Raw genomic sequence first — 22,133 nt, forward strand, 5'->3', positions numbered from 1 at the left:
CCCCGGATGGGGCCTTTACCGTTAAAAAAGCTATTCGTCGCTTTTTTCACCTTTTTTGCCCACACGAACGGCTAAAACGTCGCACTGAGCGCCGTGTAATACGCCAGTAGAGGTGGAGCCAAGCAGCAAAGCAAAGCCGTGACGGCCATGGGAGCCAACCACGATGAGGTCAACGTCGTGCTCTTCGGCAAAGCGATGAATCTCAGTGTCCGGCATACCTACCACCACATGCTGGTCAGCGGCCTCGACGTGAGGTGCGGCGATCTCCGCTAAGCGCTTCTTGGCATGCTCATCTAGCTGGTCCTGGATGCTGGTAAGATCCATAGGAATATCGCCGCCGTAAGCGAATCCCAGTGGCTCAAGAGTATGCATAATAGAGATTTTGGCGCCGTTGTTGCGCTCAGCAATCGCCACCGCACGCTCGAGAATTTTGTGAGAATCTTTGGTTAAGTCAACGGCAACCAGAATATGGCGATAGCTCATGGCGTATCTCCTTGATGGTGTTTAACAAAGAAAGGCTTTGTTAGATACCCTTTACTTTAGGCTGGGTGCTTTATCTTAACAACGACCTGGATCATGGTTTTTTTAAAACGCTAATTCAGTTTGGCGAAATAGGGTGGATAGTGCAATGGAATGGTTAATCATCGTCTCGATTCTGATGTTTGTGATCGCGCCGGTCATGTGGTTAAAGCCAAGCCCGCGACAAAAGCGTCAAATGGCGCTGCGCGTCAGCGCAGCCCAGCATGGAGTAGCCGTTAAAGTGGCCAAACCACCTCTACATCATTTTAGAGGCACGATGCCCGCGTATCGCTGGCACTACCCGCAACAGGCGCCTGGGCCTGATTTTGTATTGGTACGTGACTCCAACGCTAGTGACGCTTTGGAGCCTTTTCACGCGGGTTGGCGCTGGCGCATTGCGCCACTACGGCCACTACCTGAAACGGCTCGTGTGCACCTGCAAACACTGCTGGAGCGTCTACCACAAGATGCGTTGGTATTGGAGTCTAATGCGCATGCGCTGACTCTATGGTGGTGGGAGTCACAAACTGCCGAACGCTTTATAACGTATCTGGCTGATATCGAGCCGCTAAAAGCCGCGCTCAGTGGATTATCCGACCGCCCACCTGCAAAGCCGCTAGAGGCAGGTGGCGCGGTAGAAGATAGGGTAGAAGGTAATTAGTTTTTAGGGCCTTCCAGGTCCCTAGCTTGAATCGCTAAGCCATTTGATTCAATGAGCGCTAGCCACTGCTCAAGCTGGGTCAGGTCGCTATCGCTAAGGCCTGCTAGCATCTCCTGGCGCGCTGCGAGAACGACGTCATCAATCTTCTCAAGTAACGGCATAGCCGCTGGGGTAAGGTAGATGCGCTTGCTGCGACGGTCGTTGTCGCAAGCGCGCCGCTCTACTAAGCCCTGTTCTTCAAGCTGGCCCAAGGTGCGCACTAAGGATGGCGCTTCGACGCCAATGGCTCGCGCTAAATCACACTGAGGGTTGCCTTCGCCCAACTTCCACAGATGATACAGCGTTACCCAGCGGGTTTGGGTTAAGCCCAACGGTGCCAATCTGCGGTCTAGAATTGAGCGCCACAGGTGGGGCAAGCGAGCAATACGAAAACCAATTGTTGTTGAAGCCATAGTTAACTAACTACCGAAAAATGTAAGTGGGCGAATTGTCATAAGCTGCGTCGCTGAATGCAAGGTGTTCTGCTACTCCGGCTCTGATGAATCGCTTTGAATGCCGCCCTTACCAGGAATAAAACGGCGTAAATTAAGAGCACTCAGCCCGCTAGGCTGAATGGTGCTATCAGCCATCGTCGCCTGATCAGGGTCCTCTGAAACAGTAAACCGAATCAGCCCCAGCCGCTGGCCACCGTCCGTCATAATATCAATGCGCCACTCCCCTGAAGGATCTTGCGGGAAATTCTGTTTGTGGCTCCATGCTCGGTAACCCTGTTCGCGTCCGCCGTTAATCGCCAGCTCTACGATGTCCATCTCTGCACCGTTATGATGCCAGGCATGGTAGATAGTTTCGCTTAACCCCCGGGGGGCGCGAATGGCGGTATACACATACAGCCCATTACTGCGGATAGCATCAGGCGTCAATGCCATGGTGCCTTGAGGTGTGCGCTGCTGTATATCAAACGCTGGGGATAGCGCTGTGCTGGTCATCCAGAGGCTAGCGGGCGGTACCCACACGCGACCAAGCCATGCCCCATAAGCCAGCACCACGGTTAGTGCAAAAAAGCCTAGCCAGCGCGCGAGGGAGCGCTTTTTCAATAAATGCCAAAAGCTAGGTAGAGCCACTAAAACAGTTAATACCAATGCTAACAGTAGGCTCTGTCCCGTGGTGAGGTGCACCATGATGGGCAGAATGACCAGTAGTACCAAGAACACACACTGGGCATGAAACATAAAATAGAGACTGCGCCAGCGCCCAGCGAGCTTGTAGTAGAGCGGATCGATAATCGACCACACGGCCATGCCAATCACCAACAGCGCGAACAGCGTTTGGCCGCTGTTCCACACGGTGGTCACCAGAATAAACGGCAAGGTAAAAAACAGCGTCTCCTGGTGAATCATTTGAGCGATAAAAGCGGTAATGCCTTTCGGCAGCGTCGGATGACCGCGATGGGCCAGCCAGCGGCCAATCAAACTTTCGGATAGTAGCAGTAGCCAAGCAAACAGCAGCCCCAGTGCTAGAGCAGCCCCCAGCCACTGTTGGCGATCAACGAGGAAAAAGCTGCCTAATCCGGCCGCAAACGCCAAGGGCGGCCAGAGCCAACTCCAGGGCTTTAGGCGCTCTACGATCCTTTCGACGCGCCCTTGCAGTGCTTCCATGCGGGCGGGAGTTAAGAGTGTCCCCATAGCGTTAAAAACTCGTCAATGAAACGTATATGATCGTTGGGATAGCGGGTAAAGTCGATGTGATACGCCATTATGCGCTAAAAAAGCGTAAGAAATGTGTGCATTTGGAAAGGTGTCTATCCAGCAAGCGGATTAGCCAAAAGTCAGGGCTTGACGTACTGGTGTAACTCAACCAAGCTAAGGCAATCAAACGACCGTATGAAATGCGTGGCGGGCTCGTCAACGGCGTGCCAGCCCGAACTTGTGGAGAGAGCGCGCATGATCTATCAAGGCAATGCCATCACGGTGGAGCGTCGTGACACCCTGGGTGGCAATGACATCGCAATGCTCACTTTCGATTTGAAAGATGAGTCCGTCAACAAGCTATCCAGCGCCGTTATGGCAGAGCTGGGCGATGCGGTAAAAGCGATTCAGGCCGAAAGCGGTTTGAAAGGGCTGATGATCCGCAGTGGCAAAGATGCCTTTATCGTTGGTGCTGATATCACCGAATTCCACAGCTTGTTCGACAAAGGCGAAGAGTATCTGGTGGAGATGAACCTCAAGGTTCATGACATCTTCAATGCGATTGAAGACCTGCCTTTCCCTACCGTGACGGCGATCAATGGCTTGGCGCTCGGCGGCGGTTGCGAAGTGCTGCTGACCACCGATTTCCGCGTGATGAGCGAGAAGGCCAAGATTGGCCTGCCGGAAACCAAGCTGGGCATTCTGCCGGGTTGGGGTGGCTGCGTGCGCCTGCCGCGCCTGATTGGTGCCGATAACGCCGTTGAGTGGATTGCGGGTGGCACTGAAAACCGCGCAGATGCAGCACTTAAAGTGGGTGCTGTGGATGCGGCTGTTGCCCATGAGCTGTTGGAAGAGGCGGCGCTGGATATTCTTGACCGCGCCAATGCAGGCGAGCTGGATTACCAGGCCCGTCGGGAAGAGAAAAAGTCACCGCTTAAGCTCAATGCCATTGAGCAGATGATGGCGTTTGAGACCGCCAAAGGGTTTGTGGCTGGCAAAGCGGGTCCTCACTACCCAGCGCCGGTTGAAGCCATCAAAGTAATTCAAAAAGGCGCAGGCGAGACCCGCGCCCGCGCGCAGGCCATCGAGGCAAAATCTTTCGCCAAGCTGGCGCTGAGCAGCGTTGCCTTCAACTTGGTGGGCCTGTTCATTAACGACCAAGTCGTTAAAAAGAAAGGCAGCAAATACGAGAAGCAGGCGCAGCCGGTGAAGCAAACCGCCGTGCTGGGCGCTGGTATTATGGGCGGCGGTATTGCCTACCAAAGCGCCAGCAAAGGCACGCCCATCCTGATGAAAGACATCAAGGACGACGCCATCGAGCTTGGCCTGAAAGAGGCGCGCAAGCTGTTCTCTAAACAGGTAGAGCGTAAAAAGCTCACCACCGAGCAGATGGCCGAAAAACTCTCTAACATCCGTCCGACGCTCTCTTACGGTGATTTCGGTAATGTCGATTTGGTCGTCGAGGCGGTGGTAGAGAACCCCAACGTCAAAGACGCCGTATTGACTGAAGTAGAAGGCATGGTAGGTGAGAACACAATTCTGACCTCTAATACTTCGACCATTTCGATCAACCGTCTGGCTAAGAACTTAAAACGCCCTGAAAACTTCTGCGGTATGCACTTCTTTAACCCGGTGCACCGTATGCCGCTGGTGGAAGTCATTCGTGGCGAGAAGACCTCCGAGGCGGCCGTAGCAGCCACCGTAGCTTACGCCCGCGCCATGGGTAAAACGCCGATTGTTGTTAACGATTGCCCAGGGTTTCTGGTCAACCGCGTACTGTTCCCTTACTTCGGTGGCTTTAGCTTCCTGGTCGAGCAGGGCGCCGACTTCCAGCGCGTTGATAAAGTCATGGAGAAGTTTGGCTGGCCCATGGGCCCGGCATACTTGCTGGATGTCGTCGGCATGGATACCGCCGTGCACGCCAACGAAGTGATGGCCGAAGGCTTCCCAGACCGCATGGCACGTGAAGGCAAAACCGCTATTCAAGTGATGTACGACAACAAGCGCCTGGGTCAGAAGAACGACAAAGGCTTCTACGCCTACGAAGAAGATAAGAAGGGTAAGCCGAAGAAAGTCAGCGACGAGCAGGCTTACGCGTTAGTGAAGGAAGTGGTGAAAGAGCAAAAAGAGTTTTCGGATGAAGACATCATTGCTCGCATGATGGTGCCGCTGTGCCTGGAAACCGTACGCTGCCTGGAGGATGGCATTGTCGATACGCCAGCAGAAGCCGATATGGCGCTGATTTACGGTATTGGTTTCCCTCCCTTCCGTGGCGGTGCGCTGCGCTACATCGACGCGCTGGGCGTATCTGAGTTTGTTGCGCTGGCTGACCGTTTAGCAGAAGAGCTGGGGCCGCTTTACGCACCCACCGAAAAGCTGCGTGCCATGGCACAGAATAACGAGCAGTTCTACGCTGGCACCACTGCAAACGCTCAGGCCTAAGTCACCACCCACAGGAGAAATAAGATGAGTTTGAATCCGAGAGATATCGTGGTGGTTGACGGTGTTCGTACCGCCATGGCAAAAGCGAAAAATGGCGCCTTCCGCAATGTGCGTGCCGAAAACCTTTCCGCTGCCGTGATGCAGGCGCTGTTTACTCGTAACCCCAACCTAGACCCATCAGAAGTGGATGATGTGATCTGGGGTTGTGTTAACCAGACGCTGGAACAGTCCATGAACATCGCCCGCAACGCGGCGATCATGACCGGCATTCCGCGCTCTGTGCCCGCGCAAACGGTCAACCGCCTGTGCGGTTCTTCGATGACCGCGCTGCATATTGCCGCTGCGAACATTAAAGCCGGTATGGGCGACTTCTACGTGATTGGCGGTGTGGAGCACATGGAGCACGTCCCTATGGCGCACGGGGTTGATGTCAACCCGGCCGCCAGCAAGTACGCTGCCAAAGCCGCCATGATGATGGGCCTGACGGCCGAGTTGCTGGGTAAAATGCACGGCATTTCTCGTGAAGATCAGGATAAGTTCGGCGTGCGCTCGCATCAGCGTGCTCAGGCGGCGATGGAGAAAGGCTACTTCGATAATGAGATCATCGGCATTGAAGGCCACGACCAGCGTGGCTTTAAAGTGCTGGTGAAAAACGACGAAGTCATCCGCGCCGACGCCAGTCTTGAGTCCATGGCGAACCTGAAGCCCGTGTTTGACCCTCGTAACGGTACCGTTACTGCAGGTACCTCCTCGGCGCTGTCGGTGGGTGCGTCTGCCATGGCGGTCATGAGCTACGAGCGCGCTCAAGCGCTTGGGCTGGAGCCGATTGCGAGAGTGCTCTCGACCGGTGTGGCGGGTTGTGATGCCTCCATTATGGGTTATGGCCCGGTGCCTGCGTCTAAAAAAGCACTAAAAGCGGCGGGCTTATCCGCTGCAGATATTCAAACCGTTGAACTGAACGAGGCGTTTGCCGCTCAAGGCCTGCCGGTGCTGAAGGATCTTGGCTTCCTGGATGCCATGGACGAAAAAGTGAACCTGAACGGCGGCGCGATTGCCCTTGGTCACCCGCTGGGCTGCTCCGGTTCGCGTATCTGCACCACGCTTTTAAACGTGATGCAGCAGCGCGATACCACGCTGGGCTTAGCCACCATGTGTATTGGTATGGGGCAGGGCGTTGCAACGGTGTTTGAGCGTCTAAAGTAATACGCTCGACCTACTTTTCAAAAGCAACAAAAACGGCACCTTCATGGTGCCGTTTTTCGTTTTAAAGTGCTTTAAAACAGAGCTTTAAAACAGCCCGTTATCCAGCCCTGCGGCCATGGTCATGCCCAGCTCTTCGGCTTGGCGGGTGAAAGCCTCCTGCCACTCGCCGCGAAAAATAAGCGGGTCCTGTACCCAGCGCCAACGTAGCCCGGTGATGATGCTTTCCACCGCCCGTTGGGTGCCCGTTCCGTCATGGCCCGCGCGAATATAGAGCGCGCAGGGCAGGCCCTGCTTTTCTTCTAGTACGCTGTAGTAGCTGCGGTCGAAAAAGTCTTTTAGCGCGCCGCTCATGTACCCAAGGTTTTCGGTCGTGCCCAGCACAATGCCATCGCAGGCGAGAATGTCCGCTGGCCCCGCCTCGAAAGGCGTTTTGACAATGCACTCCACCGCCTCGATGTCCTCGTGTTCAGCGCCATGGTGTACGGCACGGCACAATGCCTGGGTATTGACGGAGGGCGAGTGAGCGACGATTAATAAGCGTTTCATGAGGATGTCTTCAGGCAATTGGCGGTGTGTTCAAGAGGTGCCACACTGTCAGCACTTAATGACACAGCCTAGTGGCCTTAGGGCAAACCAATCAAACGCTTTCAAACTGGGTATGGAATAGGGTGTTCCGTGTTGAACGATCAAAAAGGGAATCGCGTCATGCGTCAGCAGGCCAAAACGATAGGGATCGCCAGTCTTTGTTCATTAACGCTGTTATTGGCAGCGTGTGCGGGTCAATCAAGCGCACCTGCCCGTAACGACAGCCGTTCAGCTCCTACCGCGAGCAGTGAGGAGATAGTGACTGCTCCTGCTACGGCCGCATCGACGTATCAACCCGTCAGAACGGCGCAGGCGGAAGATTGGACACCGCCGCTGCTGGTAAGCCCGGAAGAGGAAGCCGCATACTATGTGAGCCGGTTATCCGACCGCCGGTTTGTTAGCCAGTATGGCGGGCCCGATAACCCAAGGCCCTGGTACATCGCAGCCGAGCGCCTGGGTGAAATAGGTATGCCTGCCGTTCCACTGCTGTTTGCAAGGCTTAATACCGAAGACCAGTATGAACTCATGCTGGTGCTCTACGCACTGCAGCTAGCCACACAAGACCCGCTTGTGACCTTCCAAACCGGCGGCGAAGCCGTTCAACTGCCAACGGTACTGGACCCGAGCGCTAATGCGGAAAATCGCCGCATTGCTCAGCAGTGGTGGGAGCGCCATGCGGCGCAGTTGGAGTTGCGCTAATACATTCGCTACATTGATGCCTGCCACTTATTTCGTCGTTTAGGAGAGCTCTATGGCATTTGCACTATCTACCATGCAAGTCACCAGCACGGCCTTTGACAATCACCAAGCGATTCCTGCCAAGCATACGGGTGAAGGCGACGATGTTTCCCCTGCACTCGCTTGGCAAGGAGCACCGGAAGGCACCAAAGGGTTTGCGGTGATCTGCCACGACCCTGATGCCCCGCTGGTGAAAGAGGGCAGCTATGGGTTTGTGCACTGGGTGCTTTACAACCTGCCGGGGGATATCACCTCGCTGGATGAAAACACCACGTTAGGCACGTTGGGTATGGCTGATTTTGGCAAACCTGGCTACGGCGGGCCCATGCCCCCAGAAGGCCACGGCAGCCACCTTTACTATTTTTGGGTGCTGGCGCTTGATGAACAAACAACGCTGCCGGAAGGGCTGACGCTGGCTGAATTGTTGAGCGCCGTTGAGCCTCACTTGTTAGGCATGAACCGTCTCGTCGGCACCTACGAGCGCGCCTGATTTACCTCCCCAGGCTGGAGCATTCTGCTCAAGCCGTGTAGGCTCCGTCGCTTTCTACGCCCTGCGTATTTGTCTGCTGCGATGGAGCCTTTATGAGTGACCTGCCTAATTGTCCTGCCTGTGCCTCTGAGTTTACCTACGATGATGGCATTCAATACGTCTGCCCAGAGTGCGGTAATGAGTGGTCGAAGAGCGGTGAGTCTGGTGATGCAGAGGCGGAGTCAGGCATTCGCGATGCCAACGGCAATATGCTCGCTGATGGCGATACAGTGACGGTGATCAAAGACCTAAAAGTTAAAGGTAGCTCATTGGTCGTGAAGGTAGGCACCAAAGTGAAGAACATCCGCTTGGTAGATGGTGATCATGATATCGACTGCAAAGTCGACGGCATTGGTCCTATGAAGTTGAAATCGATATTCGTCAAAAAAGCTTAGCATCGAGCTAAGATTATCCTAGCTCCCTCTCCAAGCCTGCGATGAATCTCGTGGGCTTTATTTTTCGAGCTGTCATAGCTTCTCTAAATGATAATGATTGGCTTTTTTGATGTTATCGGCCGCGAACGTGCTAAGAAATCGCGCTATTTGATAAGGATTTTGCGGAAGGGCTTCACATCAAATTTATACAGGACTAAAATGGTACCCAATTAACGGGTAAGCCAACGGTTCGCCCTAACGTGATGGAAAACGGGAGTGACTATGCTCAAGCTTTCTCGGCTGACAGATTATGCCGCTGTGGTGATGGCGCAAATTGCCCGTCACCACCAGGCGTCGCATACAACGGCTGATTTAGCGGAAGCGGTTCAATTGCCACATCCCACGGTGAGCAAAACGCTTAAAATGTTGGTGAAAGCGGGGCTTTTGGAATCTCAGCGTGGTGTCCAAGGCGGTTACCGTTTGGCTCGGCCAGCCTCCCAGATTACCGCCGCCGACATTATCAGTGCGATTGAAGGACCAGTAGCCATGACCGAGTGCAGCCAAGCGGAGGGCGAGTGTGAACTTGCCGCCACCTGTGGGGTGGCCGATAACTGGCAGCGTGTCTCGCTGGCCATTCGCACGCTGCTTGAAAGCGTGACGCTTGCTCACCTGGCGGACACCGCGCCCATCAAGCTACCCGTACAGTTACCGATTCAAAGTATTAGCCTGTCAGCGGCATCGGCTTAAGCCGCTAGGCCATATTAATTCTATTGACGGCGAGCTGACCTCGCCACCCAACTGCCCGGAGGGTATCACCATGGCAAGCGAAGAAATGGAACAGTTGGTTCGTCGCGAGTACAAAGATGGCTTTGTAACCGATATTGAAAGCGACACACTGCCACCTGGCCTGGATGAAAACACCATTGCCTTTATCTCGAAAAAGAAAGGCGAGCCGGAGTGGATGCTGGAGTGGCGCCTGGACGCTTACCGTCAGTGGTTGAAGATGGAAGAGCCGTCCTGGGCACACCTGAACTATCCGCCCATCGATTACCAAGAGATCTCCTATTTCAGTGCGCCCAAACGTCCTGAAGATCGCCCTCAGAGCTTGGATGAAGTCGATCCTAAACTGCTGGAAACCTACGAAAAACTGGGTATTCCTCTGCATGAGCGCGCAGCTCTGGCGGGTGTTGCCGTCGATGCGGTTTTCGACTCCGTCTCTGTCGCGACGACCTTCAAGAAAGAGCTGGCCGAAGCAGGCGTGATTTTTTGCTCCATTTCCGAAGCGATTCGCGACTACCCGGATCTGATCAAGCAGTACCTCGGCACCGTCGTGCCCGTAGCGGATAACTACTTCGCTGCCCTGAACTCTGCCGTGTTCACCGATGGCTCGTTCGTCTTTGTACCGGAAGGCGTAAAGTGCCCGATGGAGCTCTCGACTTACTTCCGCATCAACGCGGCTAACACCGGTCAGTTTGAGCGTACGCTGATCATCTGTGAAGATCGCGCCCAGGTCTCCTACCTGGAAGGCTGCACCGCGCCCATGCGCGACGAGAATCAGCTGCACGCGGCGGTTGTCGAGCTGGTGGCGCTGGATGATGCCTACATCAAATACTCCACCGTTCAGAACTGGTACCCCGGTGATGAAGAGGGTAAAGGCGGTATTTACAACTTCGTGACCAAGCGTGGCGACTGCCGCGGTGAACGTTCACGCATCAGCTGGACGCAGGTAGAAACCGGCTCTGCAATTACCTGGAAATACCCCTCTTGCGTGCTGCGCGGCAAAGACAGCATCGGTGAATTCTATTCTGTTGCAGTAACGAACGGTCGCCAGCAGGCAGATACCGGCACCAAGATGATCCACATTGGTGAAGGTACGCGCTCCTATATCGTTGCCAAAGGTATTTCAGCGGGCAAGAGCGATCAGTCCTACCGTGGCCTGGTCAAAATTGGGCCGCGTGCGAAGGGCGCGCGTAACTTTACCCAGTGCGATTCGCTGCTGATTGGCGACAAGTGTGGTGCCCACACGTTCCCCTATCAGGAAATTGGCAACAGCACCGCGACCATTGAGCACGAAGCCACCACCTCTAAAATCGGTGAAGATCAGCTCTTCTACTGCCAGAGCCGCGGTATCTCAGAAGAAGATGCGGTCAGCATGATTGTAAACGGCTTCTGTAAAGATGTTTTCCAAGAACTGCCGATGGAATTCGCGGTGGAAGCGGAAGCACTGCTCAATGTCACTCTGGAAGGCGCGGTGGGCTAACCGCTCCGGCACCCAACTTATTTTTAGGGCGTCGCGCTCGCGACCCGCAAGTATTTAAAAGGCGATCACTATGTTGCAAGTTAACGATTTACACGTCACCGTCGAAGGCAAAGAGATTCTGAAAGGCCTGACGCTCACCATTAATGCCGGTGAAGTGCACGCCATCATGGGCCCCAACGGCGCGGGTAAATCCACGTTGTCAGCGGTTATTGCTGGTAAAGATGGCTACGAAGTGACCCAAGGCAGCATCACCTTTGAAGGCAAGGACGTGCTGGAAATGGAAATCGAAGAGCGCGCCCAAGCGGGCCTGCTGCTAGGTTTCCAGTATCCGGTGGAAATCCCAGGGGTAAAAAACATTTACCTGCTGAAGTCTGCGCTTAACGCTCAGCGCGCTGCGCGTGGTGAAGGCGAAATGCCTGCGCCGGAATTCATGAAGCTGGTCAAAGAGAAGCTCGGCTTTATGAAAATGGATGCCAGCTTCCTGCAGCGTGCAGTGAACGAAGGCTTCTCCGGCGGCGAGAAAAAGCGTAACGAAATCCTGCAGATGTTGGTACTACAGCCGAAGCTGGCCATGCTGGATGAAATCGACTCTGGCCTCGATATCGACGCCATGAAAGTCGTCGCGGACGGTGTGAACAGCCTGCGTGCCGAAGAGCGCGCCATTCTGTTGGTCACCCACTACCAGCGCCTGCTGGACTACATCGTGCCGGACAAAGTCCACGTTCTGGTCGATGGCCGTATTGTCAAAACCGGCGATGCCGAGCTTGCCAAAGAGCTTGAGGCCAATGGTTACGAAGGCATTGAGGAGTCTGTGGCATGAGCGATACGCAAACGTTTTTGGACACGCTAGCCACGCGTAGCCAACAGCGCGCTGGCGAGCCCACCTGGATTGCTGCCCGCCGCCAGGCGGGGGCCGCTCGTTTTGATGCGATGGGCTTCCCCACTCGCCGCGACGAAGAGTGGAAGTACACCGACGTGCGCGCCATCGCCAAGGGCAATTTTGCCCTGGCAGATAACGCGGAGTTCTCCCAGGCTCAGGCGGCTGCCATCACGCTGCCGCTGGACGCTTATCGGCTGACGTTCGTAGATGGCGTTTTTTCTGCGGCGCTGTCTGATTTAGATGCCCTGCCGGATAGCGTGCAGGTGATGCCGCTCTCTAAAGCGCTGGCGGAGAACCATGAAGCCGTGGGCGGCCCGCTGGGGCGTTTAACCGGCGTCGATTTCTCCACATTCGCCGCGTTAAACACTGCCTTTATGGAAGAGGGCGCGGTGGTACGCATTGCGCCAGGTACGGTGGTCGAAAAGCCCATTTTGCTGCAGTTCCTGTCTCGTGCGGGAACGCCGGTGATGAGTCATCCGCGCATTCTGGTCGAAGCCGCTGGGCGTAGCGAAGCTACCCTCATTGAGCATTACGTGGGTGAGGTGGATGCCGCCAACTTTACCAACGTCGTGGCAGAGCTAATGCTGGACCGTGGGGCAATTTTGAACCACTACAAGCTCCAGGAAGCACCCATTGGTGACCTGCACGTAGCGAGCATCCACGTCGAGCAGAACCGCGACAGTCGTTACACCTCTTACAACCTGAATCTGGGCGGCGCGTTGGTGCGTAACGACCTGATCAGTGACTTGAACGGTCAGGGCGCTGAGACGAACTTCTACGGCCTGTTCTTTGGTCAGGGACGCCAGCACGTGGATAACCACACTAAGGTGAACCACAACGCGCCGCTGACGTTCTCGAACGAGAACTACAAAGGCATTCTGGATGATCGCGCTCACGGTGTCTTTAACGGCAAAGTGTATGTGAAGCGTGACAGTCAGAAGATTGAAGGCTTCCAGAGCAACCAGAACCTGCTGCTTTCAGATCGCGCGCAAATCGACGCAAAACCCGAGCTCGAAATCTACGCCGACGACGTGAAGTGCTCCCACGGCACCACCACCGGTCAGTTGGACGAGGATGCGATCTACGCACTGCGTACCCGGGGTATCGACGAAGCCACTGCACGTGGCCTGCTGACGCTGGCGTTCGCTGGTGAAGTGCTTGAGCAAGTGGCGTTGGATGCCATTGCCGAGCGCGTTGAGCTGGCGGTAGCCGGTAAACTGCCTGAGCGTTTCAATCTCGCCGGACTGGTTGAAGCGGCGGCTGCGCTCAACGATTAATCAAGGAGTTATCAATGCCCCATAGCGTGATTGAGAAGCCTACCGAGCGCAGCGTTGCGGTCTATGACGTTGAAACGCTACGCCGCGACTTCCCGATTTTGAATCGTGAGGTTCACGGCAAGCCGCTGGTGTATTTGGATAATGCCGCCACCAGCCAAACGCCGCAGCAGGTGATTGACGTGTTTAGCGATTACTACTCGCGCTACAACGCCAATATTCACCGCGGCTTGCATACGCTCGCCGATGAAGCGACGGCAGCCTTTGAAGCTACGCGTCATCGTGTTAAAGCGTTTCTCAATGCCGAAGATGCCCGCCAAATCATCTTCACGCGGGGCACCACTGAAGCGATCAATTTAGTGGCCCAAAGCTGGGGCCGCAGCCAGCTAAATGCCGGGGACGAAGTGCTGATCTCGATGTTGGAGCACCACTCAAACATCGTTCCCTGGCAACTGCTGGCGGCGGAGCGCGGCTTCACGATCAAGGTCATCCCAGTGGACGCGCACGGGGCGCTCGATATGCAGGCGTATCGAGAGCTCTTGAGTGAGCGCACGAAACTGGTGGCGGTGAATCACGTCTCTAACGCGCTGGGTACGATCAACCCCGTGAAAGAGATGTCAGCGCTGGCGCATCAGCATGGCGCGCTCATCTTGGTGGATGGTGCCCAAGCGACGCCGCATCAGTTGGTGGACGTCCAGTCCATCGATGCGGATTTCTATGCGTTTTCAGGCCATAAAGTGTACGGCCCAACGGGTGTTGGCGTGCTATATGGCAAGCAGGCGTTGCTAGAGGCCATGCCGCCTTGGCAGGGTGGCGGCGAAATGATCAAAACCGTTTCCTTTGATGCAGGCACCACCTTTGCGGATATTCCGCATAAATTTGAAGCGGGTACCCCCGCCATTGCCGAAGTGATTGCGCTTGGCCGTGCGCTTGAGTGGATGGAGGGCGTTGGCGTTGAGGCGATCGGTGCGTGGGAAGCCGTGCTGCTCAACCATGCAACTCAGGCGGTGAGCGGTATTGAGGGCCTGCGGATATTAGGCACTGCGCCGCATAAAGCGGGAGTGCTCTCCTTCGTTGTTGAAGGTGCGCACTCTCAGGATATTGGTCTGCTGATTGACCAGCTGGGTGTAGCAATTCGTACCGGGCACCACTGCGCCCAGCCGCTGCTGCATCACTTTGGCGTTGAGGCGACCTGTCGTGCATCGTTTGCTGCGTACAATACCCTTGATGAAGTAGACACGTTTGTGGCAGCGCTCAACCGTGTGATTGGAATGGTACGCTAAGGACATCTATGGATATCGAGCAAATTGCGAGTCTTGAGCGCGGTCAAAAACTCCCGCTCCAGCGGGATGTAGAGGCCATCGCGATTCCGTTCGGCAAAACGGACACGCTGGCGGAAGACAGTATTGTCAGCGTAATGCAAGCCAAAGGTAGCTCGGTGAGTGTTGGTTTTGAAGGCCGCTTGTATCTCATTGAAGGGCGTAACCTTGATGCGCTGGGGCTTGAGTCGCTGCCACGTCCGACACTGTCAGAAAGTGCTACCGATGAAGAGATTGAGCAGTTTGTCTGGGATCAGCTGCGCACCTGCTTTGACCCGGAAATTCCGGTGAATATTGTCGATCTAGGGCTGGTGTACGGCTGTCGGATTGAGCGCTTGATTAGTGGCGAGCGGATGGTCACTATCCGTATGACGCTGACCGCGCCAGGCTGTGGTATGGGCGATGTGATTGCGGCCGATGCGCGCAATAAAATTTTGGGGGCACCGCAAATCAATAAGGTGCATACCGAAATTGTCTTTAGCCCACCCTGGAGTCGTGACATGATGAGCGACGAAGCCAAGCTTGAGCTCGGCATGTTCTAACTCCTGCTGGGGAGCTGGATGCACAGCCTGTTTTTACGTTGGATAAAGCGTTTTCTAATGTCGCTAGGAGCCTTGCTGCTGCTGGCGACATTGCTGTTTATAGCCGGTAATTTATGGGTACTTGCAAGTACCGCACGCTATATCGACGGTCATTTAGAGCAGTGCCAACCCACAGACGTGGCGATTGTCTTTGGCACCTCCCACTGGACTCGTAGTGGGCTACGTAACCCGCATTTTCATGCCCGCATGCGAACGTCTGCACGCCTTATCGCTGACCAGCGTGTTCAGCACCTGCTCATCTCTGGCGATAATCGCACCCAAGCCTATAATGAGCCGCGTGCCATGTGGCGCGATCTGTATCGCCGAGGGGTGCCTGCGGAGCAACTGACAATGGATTTCGCTGGCTTCAGCACCTATGACACGATGGTGCGGGCGCGGGATGTGTTTCAGCTTAAAGAGGCGCTGCTGGTTACCCAAAGTTGGCACTTGCCTCGGGCTATTTTTATCGGGCGTGCGCTGGGGATGGAAGTGACGGGCTGTATTGCTGAGGAGCAGCCAGCGGCAGATGAGTGGCGGTTAAAAATGCGTGAATGGGTAGCGCGAATTGCTACTCTGGGAGATCTCTACTTATGGCAGAGGGAGCCCTACTTTCTCGGCCCCGCAGAGCCTATCGAGCTTCATCGCCAGGAGGGTGGCGATAAAAGTAGAGAAGAGAGTAGGGAAAACACGCCTGAGGCGACCGTCAATATCAACGCCGCTCTATTTTTTCAGCAGTCGCTGCAGGCTGATACAGTCCCTGAGCATTAAAGCCGAGTTAACGCCGCAAAGTTAGCGGCGAGTATTACGTTTTTGCAGGTTGTATAGCTCGCGAATCAGCTTACGGCATCCCCGCATGCACTCATCCACTACCGGCTCGATAGGGTCGGGTAGGGGGTGGGTAAACAAGGTTGAGAGGGCCTGCATCAGTACACGCTCTTGTTCCAACAGCTCATTGATCAAGACTTGGCTATCGTTGCCAACGAAGCTCTTTAAACGGCTCCAGAGCCATAAAAAGTCATCACGCTCAACGTCAGCATCCCGAGGCAGCATTTTTAAGTGCGCGCGGGCAAGTTCCTGCAGCTTACGCATCTGCTTGAGTCGCTCAGTATAGTGCGGCTTCAGTGCATCGCGCAGCGATGGGCGCAGGCGTTCGATATTGTCCTGGAAATAATCAATGCTATCGGCCAGCGCTTCCAGCACGCTGTCCATCGCCACTTGGCGATTGTCGAGAAACATGAGCGTCTACCTCCTTCGGTGACGCAGATTGTGGGGGTGACAGCGTTGATTTGCCACCCCTAATGCGGATTATTTTTGTATTTACCCGTTAGCCTTTAGGCTTGGGCGGCGCTTTACGCGCAGGCACGGCGTTCTTTTCAATATGCTCAATGATCATGCCAGCGATATCTTTACCGGTAGCGCTCTCGATGCCCTGCAAACCTGGTGAAGAGTTGACCTCCATAATCACCGGGCCGTGGTTAGAGCGCAGCAAGTCCACCCCTGCTACCCGTAGTCCCATGGATTTGGCGGCGCGAATCGCGGTTGAGCGCTCTTCCGGGGTGATGCGGATCACACTGGCAGTGCCGCCACGGTGAAGATTGGAGCGGAACTCGCCGTCGGCGGCCTGACGTTTCATGGAGGCCACGACCTTATCGCCAATCACGAAGCAGCGGATATCTGCACCGCGCGCTTCTTTGATGTACTCCTGAACCATGATGTTGGCCTTCATGCCCATAAAGGCTTGAATCACAGACTCTGCGGCTTGGTTGGTTTCAGCCAATACCACACCAATACCCTGGGTGCCTTCTAGCAGTTTAATCACCAGTGGTGCGCCTTTCACCATGGTGATCAGGTCGGGAATATCGTCCGGCGAGTGGGCAAAGCCGGTAATCGGCAGGCCTAATCCCTTGCGCGACAGCAGCTGCAGCGAGCGCAGCTTATCCCGAGAGCGGGTAATCGCGACCGAATCGTTAATCACGTAGGTGCCCATCATTTCAAACTGGCGCAGTACCGCACAGCCGTAGAAAGTCACCGAGGCGCCAATACGCGGAATCACCGCATCAAACGGCTCAATCTCTGCGCCTTTATAGTGAATAGAAGGGTGGTGCGAGGCGATGCTCATGTAGCAGCGCAGGGTATCGACCACGCGGGCGGTATGGCCGCGCTGTTCGGCGGCTTCCACCAGTCGGCGCGTAGAGTAAAGGTTACGGTTACGGGAAAGCAGGGCAATATGCATGCAGGGCTCCGGGCCAAAAAGGGTCGTCGTTTAAATGTGTTTAAGGCTCGCCGTGCAAAAAGGCAGCGCCGGGGGCCACCAGTAGGCGGCGCATAGCGCGCCTGCCAAGCAGCATCGCGTGGCGCATATTGCTACGGTCGGTCAAAGTAAGTTCAACCGGAAAGTTCAGTTCGCCCAGTTGCATTGGGGTACGGATAACATAGCGCCACTCGCTATGGCCGTTCGAGCTGGTGACGCGGCGACGGTCGTGTAAATGCAGGCGATAGCGGTGGGCAGGTGTCTCTGGCCCACCGCTATGGGTAATAAAGCTTACCCATAACTGTCCATCAGCATCTTCATGGGTTTCAATTTCTTCGGCGTGCAACGCCGATGTCCGTGCGCCTGTATCGGCTTTGCAGCAAAGGTGAAGCCCTAGTTCAGGTAACGTCACCATTTCACGGCGGCCGATGACCGCTTTGGCCTGATAGGGTAATTCCTTCACAGCGCACTCCTGACGATATAAGAGAAACAAGACATAGTGATGACGATTCCTGCTAGCCTTTTTGGTTAGGCTGCATGGCCGACAAACGCGATTGGATAGCCGAGCCTGCTGGGGCGTCGCGCAAGGTCAGCATGACGGGCAGACGCAGCCGAGGAATTAAAGCGATATCGCGCACAACGGCCGCAAAGTGGCTGCGCTCATCCTCTGCTAAACGTTGTAAGAATAATGGTAAACGCTCGGCATCTTCCAGTAATGGCCAACCGCGCCCGGCGATGGCGGCCATCAGGTCGGGGCCGCAGGCCGCGCTATCGTTTAGCAGGTTGGTATACCAGTCGCCTGCAAAAGCCGGCGCTGAGCTACCCACGCTACGTACGCAGGCGCAGAGCGTTTCTAAATCGCCGCTGCTGGCCGCCTGCTCGCCTCGTGTCCGCAACGCATCAATGAGCGCTTCAGACAGTGGCTGATGCTCAAGGCAGTAGCAGAGCGAATGAATAACGCTCACCGGCAGTTGAGGAATACGTAGCGCTAGGGCATCTGCCGTTGGTGTATCCAAACGTACTACATAATCGGCGATGCCTTGTAGTCCCAGGGCTTGCCAATCAATCGTCTGTTGGCCACTTAAATAGGCTTCTACAGGCTCTAAGTGCTGGCTTGCAGGTAGGCCACTGGCATAGGTAGCCCGGGCATTGAGCATGGCCTGGAAGGTAATATCAGGCGTAAAGGCCAGGGGATTATCCTTCATTAAATGGTCTACGTCTGCTGTTTCTGCAGCGTTGAGCGCATTCGGGTCAGACGCTGCGGCATTGCGGCCCAGGGTTTCCAGTAGGCGGTTAATAAAGCCATCGCGCTGAGCGGGCGACAACATACCCTGTTCATCTAGCGGCAGCGCTAGAAACCAGATAGCAGGCTCCTCCATCGCTCCTAGGCGAAAGACAATGGCCAGGCGCGCCTGGCCCTGCCAAGGCTCTGGCCAAGCTTGCTCAGCATTTTCAAAAGCGCGTAACGCTTCCCTTGGGCAAGCCGTTACCCGGCGACCCATATGGTAAAGCGACACTTCTGCGCCGCTGCGCGTAAAAAACTCATCAAGGGTGTTAATTGGCTGCATGACATCCTTCCGCATTTCAAGCTTGCACTCTACCTTGCTGTTCTGCCACTGTCAGCCGCAACCGCTGATTTATCCATGCTTTATCATCTAAGTGGTTAAAAAATGAGCAACTTTGCGTAAGCCGCGTGAGACTAGCGGTGGCGACACCTTTCCATAGTTTATCCACAGCCTCTTGCAGGTTTTCTGTGAATCGGTGAATAACTCCATTGAGCACGCCTGTGAGTGGCAACTTACCCACAGAGTTGGGATAATGGTGGCTAAATATGACCAACCCATAAGGTGTTTATGAGCGTCCATCAACAGCTTCAAACCGCGCTTCTTGAGCTTGAAGCCGCCATGAAGGCCGCTAATCTGTGGCGCACGCCCACCCCAGATGCGGCCGCTTTTGCCAGTCAGCAGCCTTTTTGTATTGATACCATGTCGCTGCCCCAGTGGGTGCGCTATGTCTTTGTTGCCCGCTTAAATGCACTCATTGATGCCGGGGCTGCCATGCCCGCCAAGTGTGAAGTCGCTCCAGCGGTGGCGGCGTATTTAATGCAGGAGAAGGTAAGAGCAAGCGATCAGCTATTGGTAGTGAAAGCGGTGGAGCGTGTCGACAAGCTGGTCACAGAGAATTAACCACGCGAGTAAGGCAGACCAAATAGCAATGCCCAGAGCGCAAGCTCTGGGCATTTTTTACGTGTTAGCGAAGGTGGGAGCTAGAAGCTAGAAGCGGTAGCTCAAGCCTGCCATGACCACCATGGGGTCAATCTCGACGGTACCCGCACCTGCGCCATTAATAGAGGCGTCGGTGTCGATGTCTAAGTACCAGGCAGCAGCGTTGAGTGCCCAGTGGTCATCAATGAGCAGATCAACACCCACTTGAGCGGCCGCGCCCCATGAGTCGTCTAGCTCAAGCTCGCCAATGGCGAGGCTCTCATCGGAGAAGCGCGTGTAGTTAATACCCGCACCCACGTAGGGCTGTACTTGAGAGTCGCTACCACCCAGTGGGTAATACTGTAGCGTTAGAGTGGGCGGCAGGTGCTTTGTTGATGCTAGGTTGTCACCGTTGAGTTCAATGTCATGCTCGAAAGGGAGCGCAGCCAGCAGCTCCACGCCCATCTTGTCGTGGAAACGGTAGCCCAGGGTGAAAGCGAAGTCGGTTTTATCCTGAACATCGACCGCGAAGGCACCACCTGCAAGCGAGCCGTTGTCGCTTTTCGGCGCGACGTTGGCAACGCCAACGCGGGTAAAGAAATCGCCAGCGCCATAGGCAACGGCTTGGCTGCTAACTGCTAAGATGGCAGCGGCAAGCCCAGTGGCGAGTAGGGTAGGCAGTGATAAATGGCGCATAGCGTCGCTCCTGACCGATAACATGATGGGTGAGTGGTTTAAAGTTGTCGTAAACCATACAGCCAGTGTATCGAGCCAACGAGGGAGCGTTATTGACCTAGGGCAAAGAGCTGTGAACTGATAAGTTCAGCGCCTAGCAAGGTAAATATCTGAAGGGGGAAGGGGCTAAAAAAGAGGAGGCTTAACGGGTTAACTTCAACCCGTTAAGCCTTAGGCTAATTAAGCGACGTTACGCTCGTTTAGCGTTCAATATGCTGATACTCGCCAGCATCGGCGGTCATGCTGCTTACTGCCAGGATGGCAATGAAAGAAGCGATAAAGCCCGGGATGATCTCGTAAACGCCAGGGCCACCCATGAAGGAGCCGTTCCAGCCCAGCGCAATCCAGATCATAACCGTGGCAGCACCCACCACCATACCGGCGATAGCACCTGCGCCGTTTGTACGCGACCACATCAGCGACAGAATAATCAGCGGGCCAAAGGCGGCACCAAAACCTGCCCAAGCGTTACTCACCAGCCCCAGCACTTGCGAGTTCGGGTCAGAGGCAATCACGGCTGCGATCAGACCCACTAGCACAACACTGACACGACCTACGGCTACACACTCTTTGTCTGTAGCTTCTTTACGCAGGAACAGGCGATAGAAGTCCTCGGTCAGTGATGAAGATGACACCAGCAGCTGGCTAGAAATAGTACTCATAACAGCAGCAAGCAGGGCCGCGTAGAGGAAGCCGGTGATCAGCGGATGGAACAGCAACTCAGCCAGGATGATAAAGATCGTTTCCGGGTCTTGGACTTCCATCCCATTGCGAACCGCATAGGCGCGACCAAAGATGCCGAGAGAGACCGCACCGATCAGGGAAATAGCCATCCAGCTCATGCCGATGTTGCGGGCAATCGGAACATCTTTCAGCGTACGGATAGCCATAAAGCGCACGATAATATGCGGCTGACCAAAATAGCCCAGGCCCCAAGTAACGGCAGAGAGCCAACCAATGAACGTCAACCCTTCAGTCCACGACAGCAGCGTGGGATCAACTTCATTGAGGGTCTGTGAGGCTTGAGTAAAGCCACCACCGCCTTCACCAAACAGTACTACTGCAGGCATGATGACCAAAGCCAGCATCATGATGCAGCCTTGCACAAAGTCCGTCATGCTCACGGCCAAAAAGCCGCCAACCACGGTATAGGCCAGCACCACGCCCAGCGTGATTACCACACCCACCGCGTAGTCGCTCATACCGCCGATGTTGATAACGCCAGCAAAGGCGCTCTCAAACAGCTTACCGCCTGCGACCAAGCCAGAAGCAGTGTAAACGGCGAAGAAAATCACGATGACGATAGCGGAGACCGTTCTCAGCGACAGCGCCCGAGTGGGGAAACGGTTGGCTAGGAAGGCTGGAATGGTAATCGCGTTACCATAGTGAACTGTCTGTTCACGAAGGCGCGGCGCGACCAAAATCCAGTTAAAGAGTGCGCCCACAAATAGGCCAATCCCGATCCAGGCCGAACCCAAGCCAGAGACGAACATCGCCCCTGGTAAACCCAGTAGCAGCCAGCCGCTCATATCCGACGCGCCAGCCGACAGGGCGGCTACTTTAGGGCTGAGGGTACGGCCACCCAGCATGTAATCCTCAGACGTAGATGTCGATTTGCGCATAGCATAAACGCCGATGGCAATCATGAGCGCAAAGTAGGCAAAAAGGCTGACCCAAACGCCAATATCCATAAAATATCTCCAATTCATCAGGACGGAGCTAGCTCCGACAGGTGCCTGCGCCGACCAAGTAACGTTGGCCGCCGCGCAGTCTTGTTGTTGTTAACCCCTTTTCGTACTCAAGTCGCTGACCCTAGCGAGTAACCGCTAGGGATGTCATTAGAGAGGTTATGGCTACGTTTATGTGCAATGTTCCCTATGCCCAGCACACGGC

At 55.2% G+C, this 22,133-nt stretch carries 24 protein-coding genes; 14 read left to right on the plus strand and 10 right to left on the minus strand.

What is annotated here, in order from left to right; genetic code table 11:
• Positions 1-30: 30 nt before the first annotated feature.
• The gene (locus ACIGG6_RS04915; protein WP_083026081.1) at positions 31-483 is read right to left on the minus strand and encodes a universal stress protein; all 453 of its coding nucleotides are present in this window, start codon (positions 481-483) and stop codon (positions 31-33) included.
• Positions 484-628: 145 nt separating this feature from the next.
• On the opposite strand from ACIGG6_RS04915, the gene ACIGG6_RS04920 reads away from it, so the two are divergent.
• The gene (locus tag ACIGG6_RS04920) at positions 629-1,180 is read left to right on the plus strand and encodes a preprotein translocase subunit YajC (RefSeq protein ID WP_399842745.1); all 552 of its coding nucleotides are present in this window, start codon (positions 629-631) and stop codon (positions 1,178-1,180) included.
• On the opposite strand, the gene slyA is transcribed toward ACIGG6_RS04920, so the two are convergent.
• Positions 1,177-1,632, minus strand: coding sequence for a transcriptional regulator SlyA (gene slyA / locus ACIGG6_RS04925; RefSeq protein WP_253504734.1), 456 nt, complete (start codon positions 1,630-1,632; stop codon positions 1,177-1,179). The genes ACIGG6_RS04920 and slyA overlap by 4 nt on opposite strands.
• A gap of 72 nt (positions 1,633-1,704) precedes the next feature.
• Entirely contained in the window at positions 1,705-2,862 is a 1,158-nt protein-coding gene (locus tag ACIGG6_RS04930; protein ID WP_399842748.1) for a DUF5924 family protein, read from the minus strand.
• Positions 2,863-3,120: 258 nt separating this feature from the next.
• On the opposite strand from ACIGG6_RS04930, the gene fadB reads away from it, so the two are divergent.
• Both fadB and fadA read left to right on the plus strand, forming a co-directional pair.
• On the plus strand, positions 3,121-5,307 hold the full coding sequence (gene fadB / locus ACIGG6_RS04935; protein ID WP_399842750.1) for a fatty acid oxidation complex subunit alpha FadB: 2,187 nt from the start codon (positions 3,121-3,123) through the stop codon (positions 5,305-5,307).
• A 24-nt stretch (positions 5,308-5,331) separates the two neighbouring features.
• Positions 5,332-6,510, plus strand: a complete 1,179-nt coding sequence (gene fadA / locus ACIGG6_RS04940) for an acetyl-CoA C-acyltransferase FadA (protein ID WP_399842753.1) — start codon at positions 5,332-5,334, stop codon at positions 6,508-6,510.
• A gap of 84 nt (positions 6,511-6,594) precedes the next feature.
• Here the strand turns inward: fadA and ACIGG6_RS04945 are convergent, their stop codons facing one another.
• A complete protein-coding gene (locus ACIGG6_RS04945) occupies positions 6,595-7,056 on the minus strand; it encodes a flavodoxin family protein (RefSeq protein WP_399842756.1) in 462 nt (153 codons plus the stop codon).
• Between the two features lie 159 nt (positions 7,057-7,215).
• On the opposite strand from ACIGG6_RS04945, the gene ACIGG6_RS04950 reads away from it, so the two are divergent.
• The 10 genes from ACIGG6_RS04950 to ACIGG6_RS04995 all read left to right on the plus strand — a co-directional run bounded on the left by ACIGG6_RS04950 (position 7,216) and on the right by ACIGG6_RS04995 (position 15,818).
• On the plus strand, positions 7,216-7,794 hold the full coding sequence (locus ACIGG6_RS04950; protein WP_399842759.1) for a hypothetical protein: 579 nt from the start codon (positions 7,216-7,218) through the stop codon (positions 7,792-7,794).
• Between the two features lie 52 nt (positions 7,795-7,846).
• A complete protein-coding gene (locus tag ACIGG6_RS04955) occupies positions 7,847-8,323 on the plus strand; it encodes a YbhB/YbcL family Raf kinase inhibitor-like protein (protein ID WP_399842761.1) in 477 nt (158 codons plus the stop codon).
• A gap of 92 nt (positions 8,324-8,415) precedes the next feature.
• On the plus strand, positions 8,416-8,757 hold the full coding sequence (locus ACIGG6_RS04960; protein ID WP_083026065.1) for a zinc ribbon domain-containing protein YjdM: 342 nt from the start codon (positions 8,416-8,418) through the stop codon (positions 8,755-8,757).
• 261 nt (positions 8,758-9,018) lie between these two features.
• Complete coding sequence (locus ACIGG6_RS04965) at positions 9,019-9,483, plus strand: SUF system Fe-S cluster assembly regulator (RefSeq protein ID WP_083026063.1); 465 nt, start codon at positions 9,019-9,021, stop codon at positions 9,481-9,483.
• Positions 9,484-9,553: 70 nt separating this feature from the next.
• Positions 9,554-10,996 carry a Fe-S cluster assembly protein SufB gene (gene sufB / locus ACIGG6_RS04970; RefSeq protein ID WP_159341780.1) on the plus strand — a complete coding sequence of 481 codons (1,443 nt, stop codon included), beginning with the start codon at positions 9,554-9,556 and terminating at the stop codon, positions 10,994-10,996.
• A gap of 70 nt (positions 10,997-11,066) precedes the next feature.
• Complete coding sequence (gene sufC, locus ACIGG6_RS04975) at positions 11,067-11,816, plus strand: Fe-S cluster assembly ATPase SufC (protein ID WP_044629764.1); 750 nt, start codon at positions 11,067-11,069, stop codon at positions 11,814-11,816.
• Positions 11,813-13,153, plus strand: a complete 1,341-nt coding sequence (gene sufD, locus ACIGG6_RS04980) for a Fe-S cluster assembly protein SufD (RefSeq protein WP_399842764.1) — start codon at positions 11,813-11,815, stop codon at positions 13,151-13,153. Before sufC ends, sufD begins: the two co-directional genes overlap by 4 nt.
• A 14-nt stretch (positions 13,154-13,167) precedes the next feature.
• Positions 13,168-14,433 carry an aminotransferase class V-fold PLP-dependent enzyme gene (locus tag ACIGG6_RS04985; protein ID WP_399842765.1) on the plus strand — a complete coding sequence of 422 codons (1,266 nt, stop codon included), beginning with the start codon at positions 13,168-13,170 and terminating at the stop codon, positions 14,431-14,433.
• An 8-nt stretch (positions 14,434-14,441) separates the two neighbouring features.
• A complete protein-coding gene (gene sufT / locus ACIGG6_RS04990) occupies positions 14,442-15,011 on the plus strand; it encodes a putative Fe-S cluster assembly protein SufT (RefSeq protein WP_083026057.1) in 570 nt (189 codons plus the stop codon).
• 18 nt (positions 15,012-15,029) lie between these two features.
• Positions 15,030-15,818, plus strand: coding sequence for a vancomycin high temperature exclusion protein (locus ACIGG6_RS04995; RefSeq protein WP_399842768.1), 789 nt, complete (start codon positions 15,030-15,032; stop codon positions 15,816-15,818).
• Between the two features lie 21 nt (positions 15,819-15,839).
• On the opposite strand, the gene ACIGG6_RS05000 is transcribed toward ACIGG6_RS04995, so the two are convergent.
• The 4 genes from ACIGG6_RS05000 to ACIGG6_RS05015 form a co-directional block, all read right to left on the minus strand.
• Positions 15,840-16,286 carry a hypothetical protein gene (locus ACIGG6_RS05000; RefSeq protein ID WP_044629760.1) on the minus strand — a complete coding sequence of 149 codons (447 nt, stop codon included), beginning with the start codon at positions 16,284-16,286 and terminating at the stop codon, positions 15,840-15,842.
• Between the two features lie 88 nt (positions 16,287-16,374).
• A complete protein-coding gene (gene rimK / locus ACIGG6_RS05005) occupies positions 16,375-17,283 on the minus strand; it encodes a 30S ribosomal protein S6--L-glutamate ligase (RefSeq protein ID WP_058578314.1) in 909 nt (302 codons plus the stop codon).
• Positions 17,284-17,323: 40 nt separating this feature from the next.
• Positions 17,324-17,764, minus strand: a complete 441-nt coding sequence (locus tag ACIGG6_RS05010; RefSeq protein ID WP_044629758.1) for an ATP-dependent zinc protease family protein — start codon at positions 17,762-17,764, stop codon at positions 17,324-17,326.
• A 52-nt stretch (positions 17,765-17,816) separates the two neighbouring features.
• Positions 17,817-18,869 (minus strand): DUF3549 family protein, encoded by a 1,053-nt coding sequence (locus tag ACIGG6_RS05015; RefSeq protein WP_399842770.1) that lies wholly within the window; start codon positions 18,867-18,869, stop codon positions 17,817-17,819.
• A gap of 285 nt (positions 18,870-19,154) precedes the next feature.
• On the opposite strand from ACIGG6_RS05015, the gene ACIGG6_RS05020 reads away from it, so the two are divergent.
• Positions 19,155-19,487, plus strand: a complete 333-nt coding sequence (locus ACIGG6_RS05020) for a YqcC family protein (RefSeq protein WP_399842772.1) — start codon at positions 19,155-19,157, stop codon at positions 19,485-19,487.
• A gap of 87 nt (positions 19,488-19,574) precedes the next feature.
• Here ACIGG6_RS05020 and ACIGG6_RS05025 read toward each other — a convergent pair whose 3' ends face one another.
• Together ACIGG6_RS05025 and putP are read right to left on the minus strand one after the other, a co-directional pair.
• Positions 19,575-20,201, minus strand: a complete 627-nt coding sequence (locus ACIGG6_RS05025) for an OmpW family protein (RefSeq protein ID WP_399842774.1) — start codon at positions 20,199-20,201, stop codon at positions 19,575-19,577.
• Between the two features lie 239 nt (positions 20,202-20,440).
• Positions 20,441-21,931: a sodium/proline symporter PutP gene (gene putP, locus ACIGG6_RS05030; RefSeq protein WP_253504307.1), complete on the minus strand. Its 1,491-nt coding sequence runs from the start codon at positions 21,929-21,931 to the stop codon at positions 20,441-20,443.
• Between the last annotated feature and the right edge of the window lie 202 nt (positions 21,932-22,133).

This window comes from Vreelandella lionensis (genome assembly GCF_044543515.1).
In the GTDB taxonomy this organism is placed as follows: Bacteria; Pseudomonadota; Gammaproteobacteria; order Pseudomonadales; family Halomonadaceae; genus Vreelandella; species Vreelandella lionensis.